Annotated in this window: 21 protein-coding genes; 8 read left to right on the forward strand and 13 right to left on the reverse strand. The window is 67.3% G+C overall.

The features are described 5' to 3' along the window. Positions 1–134: 134 nt before the first annotated feature. Positions 135–266 (forward strand): hypothetical protein, encoded by a 132-nt coding sequence (locus tag ACIQU6_RS11510; RefSeq protein ID WP_403481409.1) that lies wholly within the window; start codon positions 135–137, stop codon positions 264–266. 48 nt (positions 267–314) lie between these two features. Here the strand turns inward: ACIQU6_RS11510 and ACIQU6_RS11515 are convergent, their stop codons facing one another. From ACIQU6_RS11515 to ACIQU6_RS11525, 3 genes are read right to left on the reverse strand one after another with little or no spacing between them, the layout of a single operon-like run. Beyond that, complete coding sequence (locus ACIQU6_RS11515) at positions 315–980, reverse strand: hypothetical protein (protein WP_403481410.1); 666 nt, start codon at positions 978–980, stop codon at positions 315–317. 49 nt (positions 981–1,029) lie between these two features. After that, positions 1,030–1,944 (reverse strand): hypothetical protein, encoded by a 915-nt coding sequence (locus tag ACIQU6_RS11520; RefSeq protein WP_403481411.1) that lies wholly within the window; start codon positions 1,942–1,944, stop codon positions 1,030–1,032. Beyond that, positions 1,941–3,704, reverse strand: coding sequence for a hypothetical protein (locus ACIQU6_RS11525; RefSeq protein ID WP_403481412.1), 1,764 nt, complete (start codon positions 3,702–3,704; stop codon positions 1,941–1,943). The genes ACIQU6_RS11520 and ACIQU6_RS11525 overlap by 4 nt, the downstream gene beginning before the upstream one ends. A gap of 67 nt (positions 3,705–3,771) precedes the next feature. Between ACIQU6_RS11525 and ACIQU6_RS11530 the strand changes: the two genes are divergently transcribed. Then, the gene (locus ACIQU6_RS11530) at positions 3,772–4,494 is read left to right on the forward strand and encodes an NUDIX hydrolase (RefSeq protein WP_403481413.1); all 723 of its coding nucleotides are present in this window, start codon (positions 3,772–3,774) and stop codon (positions 4,492–4,494) included. 212 nt (positions 4,495–4,706) lie between these two features. Here the strand turns inward: ACIQU6_RS11530 and ACIQU6_RS11535 are convergent, their stop codons facing one another. The 3 genes from ACIQU6_RS11535 to ACIQU6_RS11545 are packed head-to-tail and all read right to left on the reverse strand — an operon-like array spanning position 4,707 to position 6,243. Then, positions 4,707–4,895, reverse strand: coding sequence for a tyrosine-type recombinase/integrase (locus tag ACIQU6_RS11535; RefSeq protein WP_403481414.1), 189 nt, complete (start codon positions 4,893–4,895; stop codon positions 4,707–4,709). Positions 4,896–4,913: 18 nt separating this feature from the next. Next, positions 4,914–5,984, reverse strand: coding sequence for a tyrosine-type recombinase/integrase (locus ACIQU6_RS11540; protein WP_403481415.1), 1,071 nt, complete (start codon positions 5,982–5,984; stop codon positions 4,914–4,916). Then, positions 5,977–6,243 carry a helix-turn-helix domain-containing protein gene (locus ACIQU6_RS11545; protein WP_403481416.1) on the reverse strand — a complete coding sequence of 89 codons (267 nt, stop codon included), beginning with the start codon at positions 6,241–6,243 and terminating at the stop codon, positions 5,977–5,979. The genes ACIQU6_RS11540 and ACIQU6_RS11545 overlap by 8 nt, the downstream gene beginning before the upstream one ends. A gap of 421 nt (positions 6,244–6,664) precedes the next feature. Here ACIQU6_RS11545 and ACIQU6_RS11550 point away from each other — a divergent pair, with 421 nt between their 5' ends. The 4 genes from ACIQU6_RS11550 to ACIQU6_RS11565 all read left to right on the forward strand — a co-directional run bounded on the left by ACIQU6_RS11550 (position 6,665) and on the right by ACIQU6_RS11565 (position 11,292). After that, positions 6,665–6,895, forward strand: a complete 231-nt coding sequence (locus ACIQU6_RS11550) for a helix-turn-helix domain-containing protein (RefSeq protein ID WP_403481417.1) — start codon at positions 6,665–6,667, stop codon at positions 6,893–6,895. 604 nt (positions 6,896–7,499) lie between these two features. Continuing rightward, a complete protein-coding gene (locus ACIQU6_RS11555; protein WP_403481418.1) occupies positions 7,500–8,708 on the forward strand; it encodes a DUF3631 domain-containing protein in 1,209 nt (402 codons plus the stop codon). 507 nt (positions 8,709–9,215) lie between these two features. Further along, on the forward strand, positions 9,216–9,626 hold the full coding sequence (mobC, locus tag ACIQU6_RS11560; protein WP_403481419.1) for a plasmid mobilization relaxosome protein MobC: 411 nt from the start codon (positions 9,216–9,218) through the stop codon (positions 9,624–9,626). Next, positions 9,616–11,292 carry a relaxase/mobilization nuclease domain-containing protein gene (locus tag ACIQU6_RS11565; RefSeq protein ID WP_403481420.1) on the forward strand — a complete coding sequence of 559 codons (1,677 nt, stop codon included), beginning with the start codon at positions 9,616–9,618 and terminating at the stop codon, positions 11,290–11,292. Before mobC ends, ACIQU6_RS11565 begins: the two co-directional genes overlap by 11 nt. An 87-nt stretch (positions 11,293–11,379) precedes the next feature. Here the strand turns inward: ACIQU6_RS11565 and ACIQU6_RS11570 are convergent, their stop codons facing one another. The 4 genes from ACIQU6_RS11570 to ACIQU6_RS11585 form a co-directional block, all read right to left on the reverse strand. Next, positions 11,380–11,958, reverse strand: coding sequence for an HAD domain-containing protein (locus ACIQU6_RS11570; protein ID WP_403481421.1), 579 nt, complete (start codon positions 11,956–11,958; stop codon positions 11,380–11,382). 28 nt (positions 11,959–11,986) lie between these two features. After that, on the reverse strand, positions 11,987–12,679 hold the full coding sequence (locus tag ACIQU6_RS11575) for a methyltransferase domain-containing protein (RefSeq protein ID WP_403481422.1): 693 nt from the start codon (positions 12,677–12,679) through the stop codon (positions 11,987–11,989). Next, positions 12,680–13,591: an aminoglycoside phosphotransferase family protein gene (locus ACIQU6_RS11580; protein WP_403481423.1), complete on the reverse strand. Its 912-nt coding sequence runs from the start codon at positions 13,589–13,591 to the stop codon at positions 12,680–12,682. A gap of 79 nt (positions 13,592–13,670) precedes the next feature. Continuing rightward, positions 13,671–14,420 carry a hypothetical protein gene (locus ACIQU6_RS11585; protein WP_403481471.1) on the reverse strand — a complete coding sequence of 250 codons (750 nt, stop codon included), beginning with the start codon at positions 14,418–14,420 and terminating at the stop codon, positions 13,671–13,673. Between the two features lie 233 nt (positions 14,421–14,653). On the opposite strand from ACIQU6_RS11585, the gene ACIQU6_RS11590 reads away from it, so the two are divergent. Further along, a complete protein-coding gene (locus ACIQU6_RS11590) occupies positions 14,654–16,009 on the forward strand; it encodes a tetratricopeptide repeat protein (RefSeq protein ID WP_403481424.1) in 1,356 nt (451 codons plus the stop codon). A 1-nt stretch (position 16,010) separates the two neighbouring features. Next, positions 16,011–16,544 carry an NUDIX domain-containing protein gene (locus ACIQU6_RS11595; protein ID WP_403481425.1) on the forward strand — a complete coding sequence of 178 codons (534 nt, stop codon included), beginning with the start codon at positions 16,011–16,013 and terminating at the stop codon, positions 16,542–16,544. Positions 16,545–16,639: 95 nt separating this feature from the next. On the opposite strand, the gene ACIQU6_RS11600 is transcribed toward ACIQU6_RS11595, so the two are convergent. The 3 genes from ACIQU6_RS11600 to glnA all read right to left on the reverse strand — a co-directional run bounded on the left by ACIQU6_RS11600 (position 16,640) and on the right by glnA (position 20,483). Then, entirely contained in the window at positions 16,640–17,131 is a 492-nt protein-coding gene (locus tag ACIQU6_RS11600) for an SLATT domain-containing protein (protein WP_403481426.1), read from the reverse strand. Continuing rightward, positions 17,118–18,617, reverse strand: a complete 1,500-nt coding sequence (locus tag ACIQU6_RS11605) for an RNA-directed DNA polymerase (RefSeq protein ID WP_403481427.1) — start codon at positions 18,615–18,617, stop codon at positions 17,118–17,120. The genes ACIQU6_RS11600 and ACIQU6_RS11605 overlap by 14 nt, the downstream gene beginning before the upstream one ends. Before the next feature lie 456 nt (positions 18,618–19,073). After that, a complete protein-coding gene (glnA, locus tag ACIQU6_RS11610; protein ID WP_403481428.1) occupies positions 19,074–20,483 on the reverse strand; it encodes a type I glutamate--ammonia ligase in 1,410 nt (469 codons plus the stop codon). Positions 20,484–20,563: the final 80 nt, after the last annotated feature.

Consider the following 20,563-nt stretch of genomic DNA (forward strand, 5'->3'; position numbering starts at 1 on the left):
CCTGCTCAGGAAGAGATCGACTGTGCGATACGAGGCGCCTGGGGACCTGCACATTGCGACAGTGCCTGCTGAGGATGGCCGTGCCGCCATCGAGGTGGCGGCTGACCCGTGCTTCGGGGACTGAGTTCACTGCCATGTCGATCGAGGTGCGGAAGATGATCGCCCCGGTCATTGAAGTCGGGTACGCAGCAGTTCTGCGGGACATGCGCGAGGGTGACTTCGACAGTGACTTCCAGGAATGGTGGCCGGACCTGTTCGGTGAGTGACCCGGCTCAGGGCTTGAGGCGGGAGCTTGGAGGCTGGCCGGGGAGGCGTCAGGGCTGGGGCGCCGGGAGTGCGGGTGAGCTGTTCATCCAGGCTGCGTCGAACTGCTGCAGGGCGATGGAGTACAGGAGCCCGGGTGCCCGGGCGTACAGGCACGGGGAGTTCCTGCCGTGAGCGGAGCCGCTGTAAAAGGTGAGATAGGCAGCCCGGTCCGTTGCGATCACCCGGCAGGTGTTGGGCAGGTTGAATCCGCGGAGCTCGAAGTTGCGTTGTGTGCGGGCCACATGGGCGAGGTAGTCCATGTTCGTCCGGACCTGATCCCTGAGCAGGTCTGGGGTGAAGCCGGGATCGAACCGGCACACGTCGTGCGCGCGCCGGTCGAGCCAGGAGTCTCCTCGGGTGCGAGGGTCGGGCAGCAGGACCTGGACGGACTCCGGGGACAGTTCCCCCGACCACAGCGGGGAGAAGACCTCACGGGTGAGCACGTTTCCACGTCCTGCCAGGACCTTGATCCAGCGGGCCCGGCTCAGGTCGCGTGCGATGTCCTGCTCAGCGGACGATTGATGACGGTACACGCGGCTAAGCCCGGTGCCGGTGCACCAGGAGCATGCGGCGACCAGCCACCACAGTGGGCGTGAGCTGCGTAGGAGGCCGAGGACGAGCGCGATCGCGCTGGCTGCCAGAGAACTGAGTATCCCGAACAGAAAATCCGTCATGCGATCCTTCTCCCTGCGCTTGGTTGATCTCGATTGTTCGGCTTCGTGGTCAGCAGAGATAGGGCAGGAGTCGCCGCAGGATGTGTGCGGCGTTTCGTGCCGCGAGTTCGTGATATCCGTGGCCCTTTTCCTCGTCGGCGTTGTCGGACACGCCCCGGATGACGATCCAGCCGGGGTTGACTCCGCCGTGGACGGAGTTCTCCTGCCAGTACTGGCTCAGTCCTCCGGCTTCCATGTCCACCGCTAAGACCTTCTCGTGATAGTTCGTGAGGTAGCTGCGGATGTCGTTATCGCGGTCGGCGATGACGGCTTCGCCGGACCCGATCACTCCTGGGTAGACCCAGAATTCCTCCGAGGCGTGGGGAGAGAGCTGACCGTGTAAGCGCGCCGGAGTTCCGTGATCGGTGAAAAAGGCGTTCACCGCGTGAACGACCGGTGCCGGCGCCTGCCGGTGCTCTCCGCGGCGGCGGACGTCCCCACGTGGATTGATCTTGCGATTCTCGTAGTAGACGATGTCGGTGGAGACGATGACGTTGCCGATGCGGGCGTGCTCGTCGTGGATACCGCCGCCCACGCCGACCAAGGCCCACAACCGCGGCGCGTAGTGGCGACGCAGGTTTTCCAGGGCAGCCATCGCCGACCGTTGCCCCTGGGCCTGGCTCTGGGTGGCCACGATACGGATGGTCGATTCTGGTGTGGTGTGGCTGCCCTGGTAGAAGTACAGTCCGCTGGGCTCCCTGTGACGTTTCAGTTTCAACTCATCTATCACGGAGCGCAGTTCCTCGCTGAGGATCGTGACCACTCCGATGTCCCATGTTGTCGTCCGTTCGTCGTCGGCTCGGCCGTCCGTAGGAGTGCCGATGTCGTGGGAGGAGGCGGCTACGGAGACTTGGGCGTGCTCTCCGATGGCGTTGTTGCTGAAGCTGTTGTTGTCGCCCTGGCTGATGATGCCTTGATTGGTCACTGATGTCCTCCACCGCTGGGATTGCCGGAGCCGGCCGACTGGTTTGCGGAGACGGCGACCTGAGCTGCGTCGCCCACTGCGTTGTTGCTGAAGCTGTTGTTGTCGCCGAAGTTGAAGATGCCGCTGTTGATGATTTTGAGAGCGCGGTCGGTGAACTCGGATATGTCCACTTCCTTGGAGAGCAGGAAGTCGCTGGCGGCTCGAAGCAGCCTCTGCTCGATCGTCTTCATCCGGCCCAGGACGTCGCTCTTCTCCAATTGGATCTTGGACCATGTCTGGGCCGATGTCTCCCGTATGCTTGCCCGACTGCCGATCAAGACGTTGCGGATCGGCGTGGAGGTGAGGTCGCGGGGAAGTGCGGCGGCCTTGCCCAAGGCGTAGAGATAGCGGATGGTCCGCCATGAGCGTTGGACCTCTGAAGGTAATGCGGCCAGTTCGTGGAATGCCGACCAGGCGACGGCCATGGCTCCGTGGTGACCGAATTCCTCGGTGCGCTGGAAGGATCTCGGGGTGTGAGCGAGGACGCACGCTGCCGTGGAGATGCTCAAGGTGCGTCCCTGCAGGCTGACGTGCAAAAAGACGGTCGCAACATACTCCGATCCCTCTGTGGGCGTTGTGACTTCGAGGAAGTGGTGCTGCTTGGATCCGGGCGTGTTGATGATGGCGCGCAGGTCGGCTTCGTTGAATGCCTGCGGAAGGAGGGAACGGTCCGCCGCCACATCGGTTTCGGCCACGTAGACGCGGTCGCGGACCTGCGCGGGAAGCCGGACGTCCTGGCTATCAGTGTCCAGCAGTTGAACCGCCTCGCGCAGGTAGTCGACCAGTTCGTGCGCCTGAAAGGGAGGTACTGGGTGCTCGCGTTCATGGAGCGGTGCTTCGTCGTCGCCGGGGCGCAGCAACTGGATGCTCATCGGCGGGTTCCACTGATAGACGATTTCACCGGCCCCGATGAATGGTGACTCTTCCCCGAAGAGTGTGAACATGGTCAGGTCGTCCTCGTCCTCATCCTCGTCCTCGCGGTGGCGAGGGCGACGGTATACGGCACAGACATGTCGCTGCTGTATGTCCGCCGCCCGTTGCCGGCTGGACAGGCGTGCGGGCCGAAGAGTTGGTGCACGAAGGATGTGGTTGAGCATCAGCTGACGTGAGGCTCCGACGCCGAGGCACGCGAGCGTCATTCCCGCGGTCACGCCGAGGGCCGTCTCGGCGTGGCCCGGATCGGCCAGCGCGATGATCAGGCCGGTCAGCGCCAGGGAGAGCGCGGCGACACGGATACGTCTGAGTGCACGCGTCTTCTCTGAATTCCTCCGGGGGAAGAGCAGTCCAAAGAGGTGTCGACGGCCTTGTACCGGCCCCAGGCTGCGGCGTTTGGACTTCCGTTTGGGCCGCGGTTCCCGATCCCGGAGCCGCATGGCGAGACGGAGCAGCCAGAGGAGGGTGAGGCCGCAGGTGATGAGAACGGTGGTGGGCAGGGCGCCCGTGAAGGCCGGAATAACCACTGCCCCCACCAGTGTCACGCGGAGGAGCGCGGTCAGCGCTGCGGCCCGCCACGCGTGGTGCATGACGGGAACGATGTCGAACCCGTAGGACGGAGCGACCCTTCGGTGCGGGGCGGTGCACACCTCGTTAATCACGAGGTCGCGAAATCGTTCGTCCACGTACACACCAGTGCATAAGTGGCGGGTGGCGGCGGTGGGTTCACCGGCCGCCTCCTTCGCCGGTAGCGCATGGGAAGTGATCATGCCCTGCCCTTGCCTCATGGGGTTATGGTCCATGAGACCATAAATGCCGAGCGGGTTTAAGTCAATGTGACCTTTGGGAGTTCTGGTGGATGACTGGCTGAAAGACTCCGCTGAGGTGGAGGCGTCGTGGGTGACCGTGGACCTGGCGATCTTCACCCTCAGGGGCGATCAGCTGATGGTGCTCTTGGTCGAGCGTGGGGTGGAGCCCTTCCTCGGTCGACCCGCGCTGCCTGGCGGCTACGTCCAGAAGGGCGAGACCTTGCGGGAGGGGGCGCTGCGTGAACTCTGGGAGGAGGCCGGGATCGACGGCGGCCGACTGCACCTGGAGCAGCTCGGCGCCTACGGAGATCCTCGACGCGACCCGAGGGGAAGGGTGGTCACCATCGCCTATCTCGCGCTGGGGCCAGATCTTCCCGTTCCTGTAGGTGGTACCGACGCCGAGCGTGCCTACTGGGCACCTGTGTCAGAACTCACGAATGACGCAGAGGAGTTGGCGTTCGACCACGCGGTTATCGTCGCGGACGCCCTGGAGGAGATCCGCAGGAAGATCGAGTACACCGCTGTCGCCACAGTCTTCTGCGGGGAGTCGTTCACTCTGAGCGAGCTGCGCACGGTCTATGAAGTGATCTGGGGGCAGTATCTGGACCCGAGCAACTTCCGCCGCAAAGTGCTCAACACCGCGGGGTTCGTGCAGTCCACGGGGGAACAGCGGCTGCCTCCCACCGGACGTCCGGCCGCCCTCTATTGCCGGGGGAGCGCATGGCTGCTCAGCCCGCCTTTGCTGCGCGGCACCGGGCACACCGCGTAGCTCGCCTAGCTTGACCCTGTCGGTGCCTACTTGAGGGCTTGGGTGGACAGCGTCGAGGTGTGCACAGGTGGAGCTATGGCTCCTTGCCCCCTGTGTGGTCCGGCGGAGGGGCGACGCGGGACCAGCGGCCTTAACGGCCACAGCCGAGTGGGGGGGGAGGGAGGGGCAGACGTAGGTGTTGCAGTAGGGAGGGGACTTTGCGCGGGTAGCACTCACGAAGCGGTTCGGTAGCGCCTACCGATTGCCTTCCTCGCCTTCTCCGCCGCGTCGGTTACCCGGTGCACGTACCGGCGCAGCGTGAACGCCGGATCCTCGTGGCCGAGGAGGTCGGCGAGGGTGTAGACGTCGACACCTTCGTTGATCGCCTCGGAGGCGAAGAGGTGCCGCAGGGCGTGCATCATCTTGTCGCGGCACTCTTCTCACTTGCGGCCCTTGCCGACGGGCCTGTCGTTGAGGGCCTTTATCGCGCCGATCGCCTCCAGAGCACCCTTCCAGAGGTAGTTGAAGTAGTTCTTGTTCAGCGGCTTGCGCTCCCGTGTGGTGAACACCAGGCGCACGGTGACCGGCTCACCGTCCTTGGTCATCCACGGCAGGGTGACCTCGACCGGCGGGTGCTTGCGCATGTGCTCCGCCAGCCGCACGGCCAACTCGTCGCCGACCGGCACCAAGCGATCTTTGGGGTCGTCGTCCGTGCCACCCTTCGGCGGGGCGAAGACGAGCGTGCCGCGGTCGTGGGTGATCTGGCGGCGTATGTGCACGACCTTGTCCTTCTGCAGCCAGTTGACATCCTCGGGGCTGAATCCGAAGATCTCGCCCTGCCGCATACCGAGTCCTCGGCCACAGTCGACGGTGGCCTGGTAGCGGTCAGGTAGGTGCTCGCGCACGGCGCCCGTCTGTTCCCAGGACAACGGCACGTCCTTCGCCGCCTTCTTCGACCGCCTCGGCTTGACGCGCTTCACCGACCCTGTTTCACAAGGGTTCTTGGCGATCAGGTCGTCGTCCACGGCCATGGCCAGGATCGACGACAGGTGCGTGAAGACCAGCCCGACGGTCGTCTCGTCCAGCACCTGCAGGCGCCGCTTGATCCAGGTCTGCACGGTGGACGACTTGATCTGGCGCAGTTTGAGTGAGCCCAGCGGCCTGATGATGTGGTTGCGGACGCGGGACTCGTACTGGGCGTAGGTCCGGGGATTGTCGAACGTCTGGTTCTCCAGCCACTGCTCGGCCACCGCCTTGAGCTGGGCCTCGCCCTTCCGGGGATCGACGTACGTGCCGTCGTCGACACTGCCCTGCATCTTGGTGAGATGTTGCCGGGCGTCCTCGTACCGGTCGAAGCTCTCGCTCTGCTGCTCGCCCTCGGGGTCGCGCCACCGGGCCAACCACCTTTTGCCGCGTCCGTGTTCGCGTGAGGGGACCTTGTTGTGGGAGGTGCACTTCTCCTCGCCGGCCTGCGGCCGCTTCTTGTGCCAGCGGTCGTACGGCTCAGCCACGCGGCGCCGCCAGGGAGACAGGGAGCAGGGAGGCAGGGGCAACGCCGAGGGCGGTGGCGATGGTGACGAGGTCGTCGACGTCGCAGCGGCGGCGGGCGCGTTCGGTGCGGCTGAGGGCGGTGTTGGTCAGCGGTCGCCCGAGGGCGGTGCAGCGCTCGGCGAGCTGCTGCTGGGAGAGGCCGCGCGCGAGGCGCAGGCGCTCGATATTGCGCGCGGTTCGGATTCCGGCGGGGCCTATTTCAATTGGTCGGGTAGCCATGACGGATAGCTGTAACTCGAAAAGACCGGCCATGGCAAGGGGTTACTCAAGTATCCGAGAAAACTTGCTGACGCTGGATATTCGGGCGGCTCAGCGAAGCCGGATTTCCATGGTATGGTCCCGCGCCGCGAAAGCTGGGGTGCTTCTGGCGGCCCCTGACCTGGGGCTCGTGGTGGTTCTGGCCTGGTGCTTTGGTGCAGGCTGGGATGTCCCGTGGGGCGGTAACGACTCGGGAAGAAGTCGGCCAGGATCCCTCGCCTCCCGGCGTGATTTCGGCAACCGGGGATTCGGGTCTACGGTTTTGTTCCCACTCGGCGAAGGGCCGTTTGGTGCGGCCGTGGAATTTCCACATAATGCCGCTGGACACCGCAGACAACCTGTGGCTGTCTTGTCCATGCCGCCATTTCCGTGAAGGAGCCCCATGCCCCGAACCCCTCGCTCTACACCCCGTGCGGACGCTGCCGGCCGCGCGCCGCTGGCCACGCCGGAGGAGGTCGCGGCCTACCTCGGTGTGCCGGTGAAGACCCTCTACCAGTGGCGCTACCGCCGTATCGGGCCGAACGTCCTGAAGGTCGGTCGTCACCTGCGCTACCGCTGGCAGGAGGTGGACGCGTGGCTGAACGCCCAGGCCGTGTACGACCTCACGGCCTGATCCCGCAGCTGACGCGGGCAGAGAAGCGGCCCTCGGCGATTCGTCGCCGAGGGCATCAGATTCCCCAACCGATCGCCCATCCCTGAACGAACGAGCTGGTGAGGGACGGGACCTTGCCCGTCCTGCCCCTCACCGGAGAGGAACGTCTATGGAGGACTCTACGTCCACCACCACGGAAAACACATCCCCCACGATCTGGCCCACCGCCGCCGTCCCCGGCCAGGGCATCCCCTGGCGCCGCGAGAACCAGGCGGACTCACCGTCACCTGTAGCGAAAGCTGCTGAGCCTTCGGCCGACGAGGCCGCGCGTGGGGACCGGCGTGCCGCTGATACGGCGGCTGGGGACCGTCCCCGCGAAGTGCCCGATTCCAGGTCCCCGCAAGCTACGGTCCCGATCTCCCCGCCTGTTGGAAACGCGCAGGCCAGCGGCGTGACAACGGGGACCGGTCCCCAAGATGCGCGCGTTGCACCAGGGGACCGCAATGGGGACCGCAGCGGGGACCGTGCTGCCCACGTGCCGTTGGGGACCGACGGTCCCGTGCATCCCGACGTCACGGTCCCCGATGACGGATCGGGCACTGGGGACCGTGAGGGTGCCGAAGCTGTGCCGTCCGGGGACGGGGCTGTGCTGCTGGATGAGTTGCGGGCGGCGATCGGCAAGTACGTGGTGCTGCCCAGCGAGGAGGCACTGACCGCGGTCACGCTGTGGGTGGCGGCCACGCACATCCAGGCCGCTCTGCAGCACGCGCCCCGCTTGGCGGTGATCAGCGCGACCAAGGGGTGCGGCAAGTCCCGCGTGCTGGATGTGCTCTACGAGACCGTCCACGACCCGATGATGACGGTGAACACCTCTCCGGCGGTCATCTTCCGCACTATCGGCAAGATCCCGCCCACCTTGCTAGTGGACGAGGCGGACACCATCTTCGGTCCCAAGGCCAGTGGCGACAGCGAGATCCTGCGCGGTCTGCTGAACGCGGGCCATCAGCGCAACCGGCCCGCATGGCGGATCTCCGGTCCGGAGCACAAGCCCACCCTGTTCCCCACCTTCGCGATGGCCGCGATCGCGGGAATCGGCGACCTGCCCGACACCATCACGGACCGGTCGGTCGTGCTGCGGATACAGAAGCGCAAGCCGAGCGAGAAGGTCGCCCCGTTCCGCTCGCGGTACGCGGCACCCGAACTCAACGCGCTGCGCGGCCGGCTGGCCGCCTGGCTGGGGCCGCTGCGGAGCACCGCGGCCCGTATGGTGCCGCAGATGCCGGTGGAGGACCGGGCGGCGGACACCTGGGAGCCGCTGGTCATCATCGCCGACCTGGCCGGCGGTCACTGGCCCGCCCAGGCCCGTGCCGCGTGCGTGGCCATGACCCGCTTCGAGGCGGTCCAGGACGAGCAGACCAACGTGAAGGTGCGGCTGCTGCGCGACATCCACCGCATCTTCGAGCGGGCGCACAATCCCGAGGCCCTGTCCAGCCAGGACCTGGTCGCCGCGCTGATCCAGGACGCCGATGCCCCGTGGGCGGAGCACGGCAACAAGGGACTGAACGCCCACCACCTGAGCTTCCTGCTGCGGGACTTCGACATCCGCCCGGCGAACTACCGCTTCGCGGGCGGCAGGCAGGCCAAGGCGTACATACGCAACCGGTTCCTGGATGCCTGGGCCCGCCACTGCCCCCACCTCACCGAGGCGGCACCCGAGCCCGCACACGGCGGCGCGCCTGCCCGTCCGGCCCAGGGCAAGCCGCCTGCCGCCCCGGCGGGTTTGCTGCCCGTCGGCCCGCCAGGCGGTCCCGCGGGGCCGAAGCGAACTCTCTGATCCCACCAGGGGCGTAGTCCGTAGCAGTGCGTCGCAACCGTCCCCGCGCAGGTCAGCGCGGGGACGGACTCTCTCGCCGGGACGCTCTCATCCGTACCTGGGCTTGTGTCCGTACCTGTGCTGACCAGGCATGGGACGGATGCAACGGACGTGACACGGCCCCACCCCCCTTGCCACAGGAGCACCACCATGCACACTGACAACGACACCGGCCCCACCTCTTCCCGCCGCCGGGGATGGTTCGGCCTGGCCCGACGAACAGCAGCAAGCTGGAGCGAACGAGCCCCTAACGGGGCTTCGTCCGCGCTTGCCCCCGCCCCAGGGGTGACGGAGGGGGAGGCCGGGCGCCAGCGGGCGCCCGAGCCGGGGAAGGGGACGACCGAGCCCAGCGCCGCGCCTGTCGCCGACGCCTCCGCCCCACATGCCGAGCCGCTGCCGGCTGAACCGCGCGCAGACGTCCGTCCGTCCCTTGTCGAGCAGCCCTCGTGGCGTGAGCCCGATGCCCCGGTGCTGCCCGCGCGGATGAACCGCAAGCGCACCACCGAGAACCGTGACCAGGAGAAGAAGATCCGCTTCACCCCGACCGCGGTCCGGATTATCGACGAGGCGGCCGAGCAGCGCGGTCAGAAGTTCGCTGGGTTCGTCGGCGATGCCGCCCTCGCGGTCGCGCTCGGTAAGGCGAACATGGCGGGTAGTCCGGAGGACGATCCGATCCGCCCGCTGGTGGAGGCCGTAGAGGCCCACACCAAGGCGTTGAACCGGATCGGCACCAACCTCAACCAGATCACCGTGGCCATCAACAGCGGGACCATCCCTGACCGGATCGAGGCTGTACTCAACCGCGTCAGCCAGGCCGTCGAGCGCAGCTACCAGCTGATGGACGAGCTCGTGGCGGAAGGCGGCAGCCATGGTGCCTGACGTCTCCACCGGCTCCGACACCCGCGGCCTGATCAACTACCTCTTCGGGCCGGGCCGGCGCGACGAGCACACCGACCCCCACATCGTGGCCGCCTGGGACATGGCCGGCGCCCCCGACCCCGGCCGCGACCCGAGTGCCACCTACACCCAGCTCGCCAAGCGCCTCGACCACCACGTCGACCTGCGCACCCGCGAGCTGGGCGGCAAGAAGCCACGGAAGCATGTGTGGCACTGCCCTGTACGCACCGAGCCTGGTGACCGCTACCTGACCGATGCTGAGTGGGCCGATGTTGCCCGCCGAGTCGTCGCCGCCACAGGCATCGCCCCCCATGGGGACGAGAAAGCCTGCCGGTGGATCGCCGTCCGCCACGCCGACGACCACATCCACATCCTGGCCACCACCATCCGCGCCGACGGCCGACGCGCGCGGACGAACCGCGACGGCTGGCGGGCTCAGCGAGAGTGCCGCAAGGTCGAGGAGGAGTTCGGGCTGCGCCGCCTCAAGTCCGGTGACCTGACCGCGCCCAAGACGCCCACCGGGGCGGAACGGGCCAAGGCCGAGCGCCAGGGCCAGGAGGTGACCGCGCGGGAGTGGCTGCGCGAGCAGGCGTACGCGGTCGCCGCCGCCGTCCGCAGCATCGACGACTACTTCACCGTCCTCACCTCGCTCGGCATCCAGGTCAAGCCGCGCGTCAGCGCCAAGACCGGCGAAGTTGACGGCTACAGCCTGGCCGCCCCCGGTGACACCATCTGGTACGGCGGCTCCAAACTCGCCCCCGACCTGTCCTACAACCGCCTGACCGAACGCCTCCCCACCCAGGAGGTGACCGACCGTCCGCAACCGGTGGCGGACCCGGCCGACTCGTGGCGCCGTACCGAGACCGCCGTGCGCACGGCCCACACGGTCCTCGACTCGGACGATGATGCCGTGGCCCAGGGCCACCTGGACGCCTTCGGCGACACCCTCCACAACCTGGCCCGCGCCATACCCGGCCCCCACCAGGCCGAACTGCAAGCGGCAGCACGAGCGTTCAACCGAGCACGCCGCTCGGCGATCCGAGCCGACCACCAGGCCGCCACCGAACTGCGCCAGGCCGCCAAGGAACTCGCCCACGCCCCCAACATTCCGGGAGGACTCGCCATCGCCCTCGTCTTCGCCGCCCTCCACCTGGCCCGCGCCGTCGCCACATGGCACGCTCAGCGCGGCCACGAGCAGCAGGCGGCAGCAGCCGAGCAAGCCGTCCACCACCTGCAGGCCAGCTATCAACAGGCCGCCGAGCCCGTCCTGGCGGACCTCACCCGCCGCGCCCCACGCCCCCAGACCGTCCAGCGCTTCGAAGCGGCCGTGCGAGAAGCCATCCCCGATCACGCAGACCGCATCCTCACCGACCCCGCCTGGCCAGCCCTTGCCACAACCCTGGCCCGCGCCGAATCCGCCGGCCACAACCCCCGCCACCTCCTGGCCGAAGTGAGCGCTCGCCGAGAACTCGACACCGCCGAGCGCCCCGCCGAGGTCCTCAACTGGCGCATCACCGCCCAGCCGAACAGGCGCGCACAGGCAGCACGCACACCAAGCACCTGGCGCACCACACGCACTACGCAGGCACCGCAGCCCCTGGCCACACGGGTGAACATCAGGCCCGAGGAACGAGGGCGACGCCGATAGCCCCAGACTCGTCGACGCCGCTGATCGAGCCTGGTGCCCTCACCGCTCCTCGCGGCGAGGGCACCAGCACCCTGCTCTGTGATCACGTCAGGCTGCTTCGGCTCCACGCGAACCATCGGACCCACAAGCTGGCGTTACAGGCAACTGCCCGGCCCATTCCAGAGCCTCGCCCAAGTGCTCGGCCCGCAGCCCGACGTAGGGATCGGGCTGAAGAAGGAGGGTTGCCGCGCCACGGGCGGTGCGTTCCGCGGCCCAGGCGTGGTCGAGGTTGGTGAAGTCGTCGTCGATCCAGACGGCGGGTTCGTCGCCGAGCCAGGCATCGACGTGGTCACGTTTCCAGAGGTAGCCGTGGGGGTGGCTGGTGGTGATCTTCGTCCGGGGAAGATCGACGTAGGGCAGAGGTGAGAGGCTGAGGAGCGGCCCGATCAGGGTGGTGGCGTCCTGGCGCCAGCTGGTGCACCAGACCGGCGTGACCAGCCCGGTGCGGATCACGTCCATGAGCATGAGGCCGTCGGCAGCGTTGAGCCAGACCGTGACCGGATCGTCGGCATGGCGGCCGGTGGGGACGACGTCGTGGCGGGCATGGGTCGCTGGGGTGTTTCCATGGTCGTCGGGGAACGGTATGAGGACGCCGTCGATGTCGAGGAGCAAGTAGGGCAGGCGCATCGGTTCCTCCAGAGGAAGCCGGGCGAGATCAGAGCTTGCGTGCGGTGATCAGCAAGGTGGTGGGCCAGCCGCCCGTGCGGGCGTCGTGGAACTCCCGGGCCGAGGTGAGCCAGAGGCCCGCGCGGTCGAGGTGCTTCTCCCAGCGGCCGGCGTCGAAGTCCCAGCGGGCGACCGGGAGCCGGGTGCGGTCGGGCAGGGTGACGTAGTCGCGGCAGGGCCGGTCATCGGTGGCTGGTCGTCTGCCGCCGCGCTGGGGGTGGGGAGTGGAGAAGGCCAGGGTGCGGCCCGATTTGAGGTGCTGGGCGATGGCGGGCAGCAGGAGTTCGGGGGCGACGAGGTCGACCGCACCGAAGACGGAATAGATCGCGTCGAACCGTTCGTCGGATGCCTGCAGGTAGTGCAGGGCGTGGCCGGCGACGAAAGTGAGGTCGTTCAGCCGTCCGTAGTGCGAGCGGGCCCTGCGGACCTGTAGGCCGACCAGGTCGACGCCGGTGACTCGGGCTCCGTGGCGGGTGGCGAGACAAGCGGCGTTGTGGCCGGGGCCGCAGCCGAGTTCCAGCACCCGCTTGCCGCGCAGGTCCACGCCGAATATCTCGGCACCAGGGCCCCGGCCGGGCCGCGTGGTCCACTCCATCCGGGCCGGCACGGACAACGGTTCGGCAAGCCCCGCCTCAGTGCGCTGAAGAGCGTGGACGTACCACGGGGAAGCCTGAGCGAGCATCTAGACCTCCAGCAGCTGGAGGACGTCGGTCAAATGGCGGCGGGCGGTCTTGATGTACGCGGGGTCGGTGGCTGGGTCGTTGATCCAGCGGATGGCCTGCTCCATGAACCACTCGACGGCCCACATACGGTGCCAGCCCAGTGCCCACTTCTCGGGGGCGAGGCCGCCGCGCTCGGTGAGGGCGTCGGGGGTGCCGCCTTCGGTGACGTACGCCTCCAGGAAGACGCGAAGGCGCACGGGGACGGGGGTGTCGAGGGTGCCATGCCAGCTGGCGAGGTCGAGCAGTCCAGGGCCGGTGAAGGAACGGGCGAAGTCCAACAAGTGCCAGCCGTTGTGGCCGATGTGGAGGCTGGTGGGGTGGAACTCCGACTGGACCCAGCCGAACGGTGCCACCGTCGCCCCGACCGAGCGGGCCTCGGCGGTGCGGGCGATCCGGTCGAGAGCGTCCTCGATGTCGTCTGCCTCCTGCCACCGTTCCGCCTTGCGGAGTTGGTCGAGGTGGTCCAGGGCTCGGCTCGGCAGCGTCCGTAGCCGCCTCTGGTCGAGGACGGGCAGGGCGGCAGCCATAGGAGTGCGGTGGAGGACCACGGCAGCGACGGCACCGTCGAGGTCGTCGGCCTCGCGGATGGCGGGACCGAGGTCTTCCAGCAGCATCCCGAGCCAGCCGTCCACGACAGCGGAGGCGTGGACCTGCGGGACCGGGAGGCCGCGAGTGTGCGCCAGGCGGAGGGCCTGGTCCTCGTTGTCGAACGGCTTCTTGGCGTACTTGAAGATGGCGGTGGTGCCGTCCGGGAAGGTCAGGCGCTCGACGCCGGACATGGACCACACGCGCACCTTCTCGCGCGTGGGGCCGGGGCGGCCGGCGATGGTGAGCAGGTTGTCCAGGAGTTCGGCGTTGAGGTTCGCATCCATGTGGGGGCTCCGGTTCGGGGTTGGAGCGTCCGGGGCGGGCGGGTGGTGCCGGCCCGCCCCGGAGCCTGGTCGGGAGGGACTACGCGGCGGGGTTCACGCGGTGGGCGTAGACCTGCTCGATCCAGCGGGCCTTGAAGGCCGCGAGGTCGTCGCGGAAGGTGGCCATCGACGCACCGTAGGGCGCCACGACGCCGCCGGACTGGTCCGGCACGGACTGGCAACCGTGCACCAGCCGCCCGCCGAGCGCGGCGTGTGCCTTGATGGACTCGATGCGGCGCTGCTCGTTGAACCAGCCACCGTGGTAGACCTCGTCGAGCAGTCCGCCCATCTCGTCGTCCAGATCGAAGACGACGGAGGTGGCGGCGGGGAAGAACCAGCACGGGCCGACGTTGGAGATGCGCCCGTCCAGCTCCACCTTGTTCAGCGCCATCAGCGTCGCCGCCTCGCGCAGCATCCGCAGGTGCCCGGCGGCGATCTGCGGAAGCCCCAGCCCGGCGAGGTGCTCGTCGCGGAACAGATACGCGTATACCTCGTAGGCGGTACGAAGGACCAGGCCCGCATCCGCAGTGGACCGTCCGTGGGTCTTGATGAAGTCGAGAGCGAGCTGCTCGACCGCGCTCTCGGTCGTCTCGTCCACGTCCAGGAGCCGGGCCTTGACCAGCTCCCAGTCAGCGACGAGCCAGCTGTGCGACTCGAAGCGGAAGAAGTACTCGGCCGGTTCGATGGTGATGCGCTGGCCCTCGACCTGGATGCCGGGCAGGCGGCTCCAGCGCTCGTCGAACGCCTCGGGCAGCTCGACCGTGATGGCCGTCTTGTCGATCGTCTCGATGGTGGTCACCGTGTCTCCGTCTCTGATCGGCCGGGTTCAGGCACAGGGGTGCCCAACACCGGTGTAGGCGTACGGAACTTCGGGAAGCCGCCCGGTCCAAGGGGGGAGCCTGGATCACGGTCGCGCCGTTCCGGGCGGCTGATGAATAGTGAACCCGTCGTCACGCACAGTGGGTACGGTGAGAGACAGTTGAAGCGGTATACGCGGTTTACAACTCCGGAACGGAGGCGATCGTGGCAGCGCAGAGAGCACCCAACTCCCGCCTGCGCGAGACCATCGACGCGACCGGCTGCACCTACGAGGCCCTGGCCAAGGACGTGCGGCGCGTCGCCGCGGAGAACGGCGAGATCCTCCAGACCAACAAGTCGGCCATCTCCCACTGGGTGAACGGCACCCGCCAGCCCACCGGCCACACCGGCCAGTACCTGGCAGAGGCACTTGCCCGCCGAGCAGGCCGTACCATCACGCAGACCGAGATCGGCTTGCACCCAGCCGACGACGAAGAGCCGGCGGAACCCGATCCGGTCCTCGCCGCCACCGACCTCGGCCGCGCTGACGTCGAGCGCCGCCGTTTCCTCGCAGTGGCCGCCTTCACCACCGCCGGCGTCGCCATGCCGCTCGCCTACGACTACGAGGCCACCACCCGCATGCTCCGTGCACGCACCGGCACCGTCACGATCGGCGCGGAGGACGTGGACGTCGTACGCCAGATCACCGCCGCTTTCAGCGCGGCCGACGAACGCCTCGGCGGTGGCCACGGCCTGACCACCGTCACCGCCTACCTCGCCGACACCGCCGCCCCCATGCTCCGCGGACGCTTCCCCAGCGCGGCCTTACGCCAGGCCGCTTTCGGCGCGGTCGCCGAACTCGCCTACCTGGCCGGCTGGAAACACCACGACCTCGGCCAGGAAGGCGCCGCCCAGCGCTACTACCAGGTCGGCTACCAACTCGCCTGCGAAGCCGACCCATACGGCCACGCCGCCTGGATGATGCGTGCCCTCGCCCACCAAGCCCTCAGCCTCAAGCAGCCCCACCACTGCGTTGACCTCGTAGAAGGTGCCCTCAGCCGCGGAGTCGGTCACGTCGACGGCCAGACCGAGGCCCTGCTCCACATCACCCACGCCCGCGCCTACGCCGCTACCAGCGAGAAGCCCGCCGCCGCACGCGCCCTGCTCGCCGCCGAGGACGCCTTGCTGCGCGAGGACGACCCCCAGCCCAGCTACTCCCGCGTCAGCGGCCCGGCCGCCGGCACCGTGGCCAGCCACACCGCCCGCACTCTCACCGACCTCGCCGACCACGTCGGCACCGAACAGCAGCACCGCGACGCCTTGGTCCGCTGGGACCCGGTGAAGTACAAGCGCGTCCACGCCCTGACCTACGCCGACCTGGGCGACAGCCTCGCGGCCCAGGCCCGTGCCGACGAGGCCGTCGCCGCCTGGTCGCAGGCCCTGACGCTCATGGAGGGCATGACCTCAGACCGCACCCGTAAGGCGATCACCTCACTGCGGTCCACTCTCGCGATCTACCAGCGGCGCAAAGTGCCCGGAGCCGCCGAACTCGCCCGCCGCGCCCGCGAGGCGCTCGCCTAACATGCCCAACAACCAGGCCGACGAAGGGAACCCCGTGGCTGAGCCGACGACCGACGCCCGCCCCCAAGCCCTCAAGCCCGCACTCGAATCCATGACCCTGCTGGTCGCCGGCGTCATCGTCCACGACAGGGCCACCAACCGCGTCGTACTCCTCCAACGCAGCCATAACGCCAAGTTCGCCCAGGGGATGTGGGATCTCCCTGTCGGCAAGAGCGAACCCGGCGAGCCGATCACCGATACCGCGGTGCGCGAGCTCTACGAGGAGACCGGCCTCACAGTGAAGCCAGGGGCGCTGAAAGTCGCACATGTCATCCACGGCGCCTGGGGGGTTGAAGCCCCGAATGGCTTCCTCACCGTAGTCTTCGCAGCCCACGAGTGGACCGGCGAGCCCGAGAACCGCGAGCCGCGCAAGCACGTCCAGGTCTGCTGGGTCGCCGCCGATGCCATCCCCGAGGAGTTCGTGGACACCACAGCCAGTGCCCTCCACCGCTATCTCGACGGCGGACCGCAGGTCTCTCTCGACGGCTGGCGTTAGAAGGGGTGGGCCATGGCGTACGACGGCAAGGGAAGCCTCTGGGGGGACATGGCTGAGACCGACCGCGCGGCCACAAACAAAGAGGCGTGGCGCTGTTACTCGGCCGAGCCCTGTTGTATCCGCTGGCGGGCCTTCTCGTAGAACTTGTTCGCCATTGGGGTGTCGGTGGAGGTGATGCGTACGTAGTCGGCGCTCAGCTCTCGGGTTCTGGCTTCGAGGGCCGTCGGGTCGGATGCCTCGTTCATGAGGCTGATCTCGGTGTCCGCGCGGTGCTTGAGCGCGGTGTAGGCGCGGGCGGACGCGAGATGATCAGCAGCCTTTTTGGGGGAGCCCAGGAAGGCTGCGGTGGCGGCGATGGCTCCGGCGACGGCGCCGAGCCCGCTGAAGAACACTTGGGGACCGACCTTGACCGCGACCAGGAGGCTGCATGTTGCGGTCACGCAGGCGGGGATGAACACCATCAGCCGCCCCCACTTCTCGGCGCTCTTGGCCGCTTCGAAGTAGCCCTGTGCGGTGTAGAGGCAATTGCTCTGGATGCGCTTCAGCTCGGTCTTCGCGCTCTCGAACCGCGTGTCAGAAGTAGGCATAGGGTCCAATCTGGGGCGGGCTTATGCGAGGACTAATGGAAAGGAAGTTACAGAGCCATTCCATGCCGGGGACGGAGGCTCTGATCTCATTGCGATAGCGGTTGGTGAGGTAGCCCGCCTCGTATAACGCGACGAGTATGGCGCGTCGGACGGCAGCGTTGGTTTCCCCCTCGAAGCGGTGGCGGAGCATCTGGGCCTCGGCAATGGATGCGTGCTCTCCGATGTAGCGGGCGGCGAACTCGCGGGCGTAGTCGACCCGGTTACGGTCTCCGAGAATGGTCCACGCCGCTTCTTTCACTCGTTCATCCTTGATACCCATGGCGATGAAGTAGCGCAGGACGCGCTGCTCGATCAACGGGTGGGCGGCGCTTTGGATGGAGTGCAGAAACTGGACCAAGGTGCTCTCGACCTCGGGGGCTCTACTCTTGGCCGCGTTGAGGTACTTGAACACGTGCGTGATGGCGTGGGGGAGGCGAGTGAGATTGTCCAGGCACCAGCCGACCGCGCGATCGTCTCTGATCCTGCTGAGCTGGCCGAGGACGAAACGGACCTGGTTACCGTTGAACTCTCCCTCTTTGGCGATCCTCTCGAAGTAGTCTACGAGATTCTCCCGAGCCCGCGGACGGCCATATCTGATGGCGCCGGCCAGGGAGTCATGCCGGATGTCGGTTTCGCGTTCCCGGGCGTCCTGGGGGTCGAGGATGACGGTCTTACTGGAGGAGACAGAGAGTCTTCTGGAGCGCAGTTGACTGTTCACTCCGAGGAAGAGATCGCGCAGCTCGCTCCAGTCGGGGTGGAAGACCTTGATGTCGTCGGAGTAGCGCAGGAACCGGGCGCTGTTCTGGGCCAGGTAGGAATCGACAGGGGCGAGGTAGAGATTGGCGAGTATGCCGGAGGCGTCCGGCCCTTGAGGCAGGCCCCAAGCATGATTGATGGTCTGAAACCGGCTGAGGAAGTTGGTGATGTGACCGGCGGCTCGATGGTCGCCGCCGAGGGCTTCTAGATCGTCTCCGAGGATGGCCACGTCGATATGCTCGTAGAAGGCCGCGATGTCGAGGTAGGCGACCCTGAGCGAAGTGTCGGAGCGGATGGCCCGTAGCGACTTTGCCCGGTAGGACGTCCAGTTGGACCACCATCGGATGGGCTCGCCCCTGAAGCGGTTCCATCGGTAACTGGAGACGCCGGGGTGAAGCTGGCGGTCGATCTCACCGGCGACCGTGAAGACAAGAGCGTCGTATATAAGCCGGTCTCGGGTGGAGAAACGGGCTAGAGGCCGCACAGTCAGGTCTGTCTTGGGGAAGTCGATGATGTTGGTGCTGTCCGGGCCGCATGCACCGTCTTCAATGGCCTGCTCCAGCGTCTCACGGTAGCCGCGTTCCCACTGGTGCCGGACGTCCTGGTACCCGATGACATCGGGCACCTCCGATTCGTTTTCTCCCGCTATCAGTAGATCTTTGGCTTTGGTGAGCCTGCCGGAAAGGTCCACCGTCCCCCTTTGTCGAATGAAGTCGCCCCGCCAGGGATGCTATCCGGGCGGGGCGTGAACTGGCCTGCTGTCTGAGACCTTGTGACTGGTCTCCCACCAGGCAGTGATGATGGAGGCGCGGGCGATGAAGCGCATGGCCCATCGGTTGCCGTTGTGATGGCGTCCCGCTGGGGACATGGCCGCCGTTGTCGTCTCTGGGCTCGGGTGGCAAATGGCGAACGCTACATACTGTGAGTCCATCGCAGACGTCTTCAAAGCGGTGGGGCTGCTTCCCTGGTACCAGGGAAGCAGCCCCACCACTAAATCTGACGCACAGTTAGGGAGCTGTCGGGCCGGTGCACACCCGGTGCACAACAGCCTGGAAAACGAACGGTACCAATGAGAAACACTGGAGAGTGTTTCCGCAGGTCACATCACGTTTCCGGGCCTCCGGCCAAGGTCACCCGACCCCGCCCTTTAGATGTCGAAGTAAAGCTCGAACTCGTGCGGGTGCGGGCGGAGTTGGATCGGGGCGATTTCGTTGGTCCGCTTGTAGTCGATCCAGGTCTCGATCAGGTCGGAGGTGAAGACGCCGCCCTGCTGGAGGTACTCGTTGTCCTCTTCGAGGGCGTCGAGGACCGCGGGGAGGGAGGTCGGGACCTGGGGGACGCCCGCGTGCTCCTCCGGGGCGAGCTCGTAGAGGTCCTTGTCGATCGGCTCGGCCGGCTCGATCTTGTTCTTGACGCCGTCGAGGCCGGCGAGGAGGAGGGCCGAGAAGGCGAGGTAAGGGTTGGACGACGGGTCCGGGGCGCGGAACTCGACGCGCTTGGCCTTCGGGTTGGAGCCCGTGATCGGGATGCGCATGGCGGCGGAGCGGTTGCGCTGCGAGTAGACCAGGTTGACCGGGGCCTCGAAGCCCGGGACCAGGCGGTGGTAGGAGTTCACGGTCGGGTTGGTGAACGCCAGCAGCGACGGGGCGTGCTTGAGGATGCCGCCGATGTAGTAGCGGGCGGTGTCCGACAGGCCCGCGTAGCCCTGCTCGTCGTAGAAGAGCGGCTGGCCGCCCTGCCACAGCGACTGGTGGACGTGCATGCCGGAGCCGTTGTCACCGAAGATCGGCTTGGGCATGAAGGTGGCGGTCTTGCCGTTGCGCCAGGCGACGTTCTTGACGATGTACTTGAACAGCATCAGGTCGTCGGCGGCGGCGAGCAGGGTGTTGAACTTGTAGTTGATCTCCGCCTGGCCGGCGGTGCCGACCTCGTGGTGCTGGCGCTCGACCTGGAGGCCGGACTTCTCCAGCTCCAGGGAGATCTCGGCGCGCAGGTCGGCGAAGTGGTCGACCGGCGGGGCCGGGAAGTAACCGCCCTTGTAACGGACCTTGTAGCCGCGGTTGTCCTCGCGGGCACCGGTGTTCCAGGCGCCGGCCTCGGAGTCGATGTGGTAGAAGCCCTGGTTCGCGGAGGTCTCGAAGCGGACCGAGTCGAAGACGTAGAACTCCGCCTCCGGACCGAAGTACGCGGTGTCCGCGATGCCGGTGGAGGCGAGGTACGCCTCGGCCTTCTTGGCGATGTTGCGCGGGTCGCGGCTGTACTGCTCGCCCGTGATCGGGTCGTGGATGAAGAAGTTGATGTTGAGGTGCTTCTCCTGGCGGAACGGGTCCACACGGGCCGTCGACAGGTCCGCGCGCAGCGCCATGTCGGACTCGTGGATCGCCTGGAAGCCGCGGATCGACGAACCGTCGAACGCCAGGTCCTCGCTCGGGTCGAACGCCGCGGCGGGGATCGTGAAGTGCTGCATCACGCCCGGCAGGTCGCAGAAACGGACGTCGACGAACTTCACGTCCTCATCCGCGATGAACTTCTTCGCGTCGTCGGCGTTCTGGAACATCCAACTCCTCCTAGCCCGGTCACCGCTCGGCGGACGCGGGGTTGCGACTCGGAGCGCGACCATGTGCGGGGCGCGCTCGC

Origin of the sequence: Streptomyces sp. NPDC090442, assembly GCF_044769405.1 — a bacterium.
Classification (GTDB): domain Bacteria; phylum Actinomycetota; class Actinomycetes; order Streptomycetales; family Streptomycetaceae; genus Streptomyces.